This is a genomic window from Marinobacterium weihaiense (assembly GCF_019061305.1).
Classification (GTDB): domain Bacteria; phylum Pseudomonadota; class Gammaproteobacteria; order Pseudomonadales; family Balneatricaceae; genus Marinobacterium; species Marinobacterium weihaiense.
The window spans coordinates 23,212-29,735 of the sequence record NZ_JAHQZT010000031.1 but is presented as its reverse complement, the minus strand read 5'-3'; the positions used below and the strand labels follow the sequence as shown (position 1 = coordinate 29,735).

General features: G+C 56.1%; 5 protein-coding genes. 4 read left to right on the top strand and 1 reads right to left on the bottom strand.

Annotated elements, in window-relative coordinates:
* Positions 1 to 346 precede the first annotated feature (346 nt).
* Both KTN04_RS15140 and KTN04_RS15135 read left to right on the top strand, forming a co-directional pair.
* Positions 347 to 1,660: a hypothetical protein gene (locus KTN04_RS15140; protein ID WP_217336077.1), complete on the top strand. Its 1,314-nt coding sequence runs from the start codon at positions 347 to 349 to the stop codon at positions 1,658 to 1,660.
* Between the two features lie 264 nt (positions 1,661 to 1,924).
* Positions 1,925 to 2,575, top strand: coding sequence for a peroxiredoxin (locus tag KTN04_RS15135; RefSeq protein WP_217336076.1), 651 nt, complete (start codon positions 1,925 to 1,927; stop codon positions 2,573 to 2,575).
* Between the two features lie 109 nt (positions 2,576 to 2,684).
* On the opposite strand, the gene KTN04_RS15130 is transcribed toward KTN04_RS15135, so the two are convergent.
* The gene (locus KTN04_RS15130; RefSeq protein ID WP_217336075.1) at positions 2,685 to 3,116 is read right to left on the bottom strand and encodes a MaoC family dehydratase; all 432 of its coding nucleotides are present in this window, start codon (positions 3,114 to 3,116) and stop codon (positions 2,685 to 2,687) included.
* Between the two features lie 196 nt (positions 3,117 to 3,312).
* Here KTN04_RS15130 and KTN04_RS15125 point away from each other — a divergent pair, with 196 nt between their 5' ends.
* A complete protein-coding gene (locus KTN04_RS15125) occupies positions 3,313 to 5,091 on the top strand; it encodes an acyl-CoA dehydrogenase C-terminal domain-containing protein (RefSeq protein WP_217336074.1) in 1,779 nt (592 codons plus the stop codon).
* A gap of 137 nt (positions 5,092 to 5,228) precedes the next feature.
* Positions 5,229 to 6,437: a YbfB/YjiJ family MFS transporter gene (locus tag KTN04_RS15120; protein WP_217336073.1), complete on the top strand. Its 1,209-nt coding sequence runs from the start codon at positions 5,229 to 5,231 to the stop codon at positions 6,435 to 6,437.
* Positions 6,438 to 6,524 lie beyond the last annotated feature (87 nt).

Sequence of the window (6,524 nt, the reverse complement as noted above, 5' to 3'; positions counted from 1 at the left end):
CCAAACCACCCATCATGGCGATGAAGGAGTGGCATAAAACCCATCCGGAACTTTTTAAAAAGCGACCTTATAATCATGCGGGACTTGACATCTAATAACGGATGGTATCAATGATAATGGCGTAATTGTGGAAGGGTTCTTCTACGGTGGTGACTATATGATAGAAGAGTTTCATGACTCCGGCAGTGGCGCTAATACGCTTGTAATAACAGGCCAAGCTATTATTAATGCTTTTGCTAGTCTTGATCCTGGGTACTACATTCCCGTCTAAAATCATTTTGCCAAGCGTCTTTCAGGCGCTTGGCATGGTTCCAATGTTTTTCCAAATAAGAATCTTGAGGCCTATATGTCTTATATTACACCGGCAACCTGGAAGGGAGTCTACGATGGTCCAAAACGAGAAATTCATCTAAACATTGATGAGCCTGCCAAAAGTGTGATTAAAGAGCTTCAGGTATTGAAGAAGGATGGCCTAATCGATCAGGACACTATGGTGGGGGCCGGTCCTACAAAAAACTTGTTGTCTGAAAATGCTGATCAGGACTGGATGGCAGAAGTCACTTTCTGGAGCGAGCGCGAAAACGCACAGTGGCAAGCATACAGAGCGGAAGGTACAGCAACAGGTTTACAGGCTGCGAATTACCAGCAGCAATGGCTAACCGAGCGTAGACAACTCACAACCGAATACCTCGATCAGATTTTCACGTTAGCTGATTCTTTCGAAGACCTTGATCTCGATGCAGGAATGTTCAGTACCCTATTCAGGGGCTCTCTTGAGCAAGAGGATGGTCAACCTGTATTGCCAAGCAATATGTCTCCGGACGAGGCCGAATCGGTGGAACTGTTTTGGAATCAGAATCAAGAGAAAATAGCCGAGCTTGAAAAAAGCCTGTCCAAACTGGTTGAGTTTCCCTCCGATTTGGATGGCTGGCTGTCCAGCCAGGATGAACCTGTAGCAGATGAAGTTCATCAGCTGGTCGATCGTATGAAAAATGCCTGGATAGATGGAAGTGACCAGATCGATAATTCATTCAGACCAATGGAGGTCTGGTACGGATCTTCACTTCCCTCAAGCGAAGACTATGATAATGCGATGGTCGTGGATGAAGATATGTCAGGTCTATGGGTTGAATTTAAAAAATACGCCCCAGATGCTCAAGAAATTCAGGACTACACAATATGGAACGATATTTCCGGGTTATTTGAGATGGCCGCAGCAAGGTATATGAAGCAGGAAAATCAGATCTTGTATCAAGAGATGAGTACTCTTGTTTCTGGTCTCTACTCGGAGTTCGATACACAATTTGGTAGAGGAGCAGGCTTTTCTGATTTTAGCTTGCAGGATATGGTGGACAATTATCTGGCGGGTAAGCCTCTGGCTCAAATGGATGATGGACGTGTCCATCCTGACTTTCAAGCTGTAGAGTCTTTTTGGGAAAATCATGAATTGGCTTTGCTACATTACAGTGATCGCCAAGAAAGACTGAACACACCACCTAAAATGTCTGATTTAAATCGTTATATGGCTGATAATCGTGCGGCTATTGAGCGGTATATGATGACCAACCTGGACTCTCTTCTAACCCAGAGCCGAGGAGACACAGTGACAGATGAAAACAAGGCAGCCTATCTACAACTCAGAGCCTCAGCGCGAGCATGAAACCTACGGTTACACGAGCTAAAGAGCACTTTTGCAAAATCGGCTAAGGTTGAAGGCCATGTGGCTTTCAACCCAACTCATGTCCGCTTTGTGCGCAACTCCGACGATGTCCTCCTCATTGCCTAACCTCAGCAACAGAGGCGCTGGGTTTTGGCTATGCTGTGGGGTGGTCATTTGCTTTCCTGTGGCATTCGGTATAGAAAAATAGCTTCCATGTGCGGATGCACACCGCATTCGCCAGGATCACAATTGGAGAAATGACAGATGGCACTTCGTATCAATGACACCGTCCCCAATCTTGATCTGAAGACCGATCAGGGAACGTTCAAGCTGCATGACTTCATCGGTGACAGCTGGACCATTCTGTTCAGCCACCCGAAAGACTTCACGCCGGTGTGCACCACCGAGTTCGGTGCTGTTGCACAGCTGTCGGCCGAGTGGGAAAAGCGGGGCACCAAGGTGATCGGCCTGTCGGTGGATGGCGTTGACGAGCACGTGAAGTGGAAAGAAGATATCGAAACCTACTGCGGCGCTCCGGCCGGTTTCCCGATCATCGCCGATGATGACCTGGCAGTGTCCAAGGCCCTGGATATGTTGCCGGCGGATGCGTACCTGCCGGATGGACGCACCGCGGCCGATTCCGCCAGTGTGCGTGTGGTGTTCATTTTCAGCCCGGATAAAAAGCTGCAGCTGTCGATGACCTATCCGATGTCGGTGGGGCGCAACTTTGCCGAGGTTCTGCGTGCGCTGGATGCTCTCCAGGCGACCTACCAGAACCCGATCGCGACACCGGCCAACTGGGTCACCGGTGAAGACGTGGTTGTGGCGCTGTCGCTGAATGATGAAGAAGCCAAGGCGAAGTTCGGCGAAATCGACATCAAACTGCCGTACCTGCGCATGACCAAGCAGCCGTAACGCATTGATTGCATGTTACGAAAACGCCCCGATCAGCCTGGCTGGTCGGGGCGTTTTGCGTTCTTGACCCGGTAGGGCAGCGGTGCTGCCGATCCAGGCGGGCCGTGGATCAGGCCTCGCGACGGTCCACCATAAAGGTGCCTTCACCGGTGGCGACCAGGGTATCGCCTACATGCACGTCGGTGCGGCACTTGACGCGGCGACGGCGTTCATCGATTTCGGTCACGGTCAGTGTGGCCGTGGCGGTATCACCGATATGCACCGGAGCCTTGAACTTGAGCTGCTGATCCACGTAGATCGCGCCCGGGCCGGGCAGGCGTGTGCCGGCGACGGTGGAGATCAGCGCGGCGCTGAACATGCCATGGACAATGCGCTGCTTGAACGGTGTGGTCTTGGCGTATTCGTCGTTGATGTGGATCGGGTTGTTGTCGCCCGACAGGCCGGCAAACAGCACCACGTCGGCGTCTGTGATGGTCTTGGCATAGGAGTCGCTCATGCCGACTTCAAGGTCTTCCAGGTAGTAGCCGTGTAGATCCTGCATTGAAAAAATTCTCTTGTTCTCGGGGTTTGGGGGAGTATAACCAAAGTTGAGCATGATAAATCGCACGAATGAACGATTACCTGCTTATCAAATCCGGCGTGCGTGCTATAGTAAGTGTATTCCCTTATTTTTGTCAGTGCCAGTCGATCGATATGCTGGTACTGGATGCGAACATAGACCGTAAGGAAGGTATCGTATGGCAGATTACAATGCGCCGCTGAAGGATATGAAGCTGACCCTGAATCATGTCGCCCGCATGCCGGCTCTGGCCGAAAAGCCGGGCTTCGAGGATGCCTCGGCCGACATGGTGGATGCGATTCTGGAAGAGGCGGCACGTGTTGCCCGCGATGTGGTCGGCCCGACCAACTGGGAAGGCGATCAGCAGGGCGTCCAACTGAAGGACGGCACCGTGCAGTGCCCCGATTCATTCAAGGCGGCCTATCAGCAGTATGCCGAAGGCGGCTGGGGCTCGCTGCAGTTTGATCCCGAATACGGTGGCCAGGGTCTGCCGTTCCTGTTGTCGATCCCGGTTATGGAAATGTGGCATTCGGCCAACATGGCCTGGGGCCTGTGCCCGATGCTGAGCCAGGGGGCAGTGGAGTGCCTGGACCTGAACGGCAGTGATGAACTCAAGGCCAAGTACCTGCCCAAGCTGGTCAGCGGCGAGTGGACCGGTACCATGAACCTGACCGAATCCAATGCCGGTTCGGATCTGTCCGTGGTGCGCGCCAAGGCCGAGCCCGAAGGGGATCACTACCGCGTCAGTGGTGAAAAGATCTTCATCACCTGGGGCGATCACGAAATGGCCGAGAACATCATCCATCTGGTGTTGGCACGTCTGCCGGATGCACCGCCGGGGGTGCGCGGTATTTCCCTGTTCCTGGTGCCCAAGTATCTGGTCAATGAAGATGGCTCGCTGGGCGAGCGCAACACTGCCGGGCCGCTGTCACTGGAGCACAAGCTGGGTATCCATGCGTCGCCAACCTGTGTCATGGGCTTCGACAATGCCGTGGGCTATCTGGTGGGTGAGCCCAACCGAGGTCTGGCGTGCATGTTCACCATGATGAACAATGCGCGTCTGAGCGTGGGCCTGCAGGGTGTTTCCATCTCCGAGCGGGCTTATCAGCAGGCGCTGGAATATGCCTTCGAGCGTATTCAGGGGCCGGCCGTGGGTACCAAGGAGGCAGGTCCGATCATCCGTCATGCCGATGTGCGCCGCATGCTGCTGACCATGAAGACGCTGACCGAAGCGGGTCGTGGCATTGCCTATGATGCCTGCGGCAGCCTGGATTTTGCTGCCAAGGCGGACGATGCGGCCGAGAAGGCCGCCGAGCAGGCGCGTGCGGCGCTGCTGACGCCGATCGTCAAGGGCTGGTGTACTGAAGTGGCGCAGGAAGTCACCTCGCTGGGTATTCAGGTGTACGGTGGCATGGGCTATGTTGAAGAAACCGGTGCGGCACAGCACTATCGGGATGCCCGCATTCTGCCGATCTACGAGGGTACCAACGGCATCCAGGCGCTGGACCTGGTGGGCCGCAAGACGCTGATGGACAAGGGCGAAGCCCTGGCCGCGCTGATCGCGGAAATGCGTGCGGCGGTTGCCGACACCGATACTGCGCTGATCACTCAGGCCAAGCAGCTGGAAGAGGCCATTGTCGGTTTGGAGCAGGCCCGTGAGCTGCTGCTCAAGGGCGCCGAGAATGACGCCGTCATGCCAGGCGCTATTGCCTACAACTTCATGATGCTGTCCGGTTATGTCTGCGGTGGCTGGCAGCTGCTGCGTCAGGCCTGTGCGGCAGCACGCTTGCAGGCGGAAGGGGATGATGATCCTTACATGCAAGCCAAGCAGGACAGCGCACGCTTCTACATGGCGCAGATTCTGCCGCGCTGGAGAGGCTTCGCCGAGATGCTTACGGACGGCAGCCGCTCCATCATGGCACTGCCCGAAGAGCAGTTCGCCAGCGCCTGGCAGTAATGCCCGCCCGGCGTTGATCACCTGCAAACCCGGCCCTGTGCCGGGTTTTTGCGTTCAGGTGCACCGCGTTGTCGCGTGGCCGGTGCCTGAGGCATAATCAGATCCGCAATTACAACAATAAAAGACAAGGATTGACCATGTCAGACCAGACCCAACGTCTGAAGGTGCTGCTTGCCGGTGTCTTCAGTCAGATTCTGTGCATCGGGATTGCCCGTTTCTCCTACACGCCATTGCTGCCGGTGATGCAGGATCAAACCTGGATCGGCGATGCCGAAGGCGGCTGGATGGCGGCCATTAACTATGCCGGCTACATGTGCGGCGCCGTGCTGGCGGCCTCGCTCAGTGATCTTCACCTCAAGGACCGGCTCTACCGTATCGGCCTGTTGCTGGCTATTCTGACCACGGCCGGTATGGCCTTTACCGACAACATCTGGCTCTGGTCGATCCTGCGGTTCTTGTCCGGTCTGAGCAGTGCCGGATCAATGCTCATCGCCTCGGGCCTGATTCTCAACTGGCTGATTCGGCACCAGCACCGCAGCGAGCTGGGGATCCATTTCGCCGGCGTGGGGCTGGGCATCATGTTCGCCGCGCTGGTGGTGGAAGTGATGCTGAGCCTGTCGATGAGCTGGGCCGACCAGTGGCTTTGGTTCGGGGTGCTTGGCGCACTGCTGGCGATCCCGGCCTGGCGCTGGCTGCCGCAACCGGGCCAGGTGAGTGGCTCGGTACCGGCTCATACACTGGTGGACCAGCCACCGGGGGCACGCTTCATGTGGCTGATGATGGCCGCCTATTTCTGTGCCGGTTACGGCTATGTGATCAGCGCCACCTTTATTGTCACCATCGTGGAGCGGTCGGCGGAACTGGCCGGCATGGGGCAGATGGTCTTTCTGGTTGTGGGATTGGCGGCGGCACCGGCGGTTATGGTGTGGGATCTGGTGGCCCGTCGGCTGGGATACCTGGGCGCGTTGCTGCTGGCCTACCTGATTCAGGTCGTCGGGATTCTGCTGCCGGCCTTCAGCGAAAGCCTCTCGGTGGTTCTGCTTAGCGCCGTTCTGTACGGTGGCACCTTCATTGGCTGTGTCAGCCTGGTGCTGACCATGGCCGGGCGGCTGTATCCGACACGGCCGGCCAAACTGATGGGCAAGATGACCTTGTCCTACGGGCTGGCGCAGATTCTGGCACCGGCATTGACCGGTGTGCTGGCCGAATCGACCGGCAATTATAACCTGGGCCTGTGGCTGGCCGGTGGCTTTGTGCTGCTGGGGGCCGTGCTTATTCTGATGTTGCGCCTGTGTGATCGGACGGCGGCCGAGCTGGATTGCAGCAATCGCCTTGCGACCGGCTGACGCACAGGGCATCATTCAACTAAAGTTTTAAGGATGCTGACGGCCAGTTACCGGCTGGCCGTACACTGCCCCGGCAATGGAGTGGGT

Bases quoted from the DNA above. Each gene is read 5' to 3' on its own strand.
- KTN04_RS15140 (WP_217336077.1), top strand. From the start codon at position 347: ATGTCTTATATTACACCGGCAACCTGGAAGGGAGTCTACGATGGTCCA.
- KTN04_RS15135 (WP_217336076.1), top strand. From the start codon at position 1,925: ATGGCACTTCGTATCAATGACACCGTCCCCAATCTTGATCTGAAGACC.
- KTN04_RS15130 (WP_217336075.1), bottom strand. From the start codon at position 3,116: ATGCAGGATCTACACGGCTACTACCTGGAAGACCTTGAAGTCGGCATG.
- KTN04_RS15125 (WP_217336074.1), top strand. From the start codon at position 3,313: ATGGCAGATTACAATGCGCCGCTGAAGGATATGAAGCTGACCCTGAAT.
- KTN04_RS15120 (WP_217336073.1), top strand. From the start codon at position 5,229: ATGTCAGACCAGACCCAACGTCTGAAGGTGCTGCTTGCCGGTGTCTTC.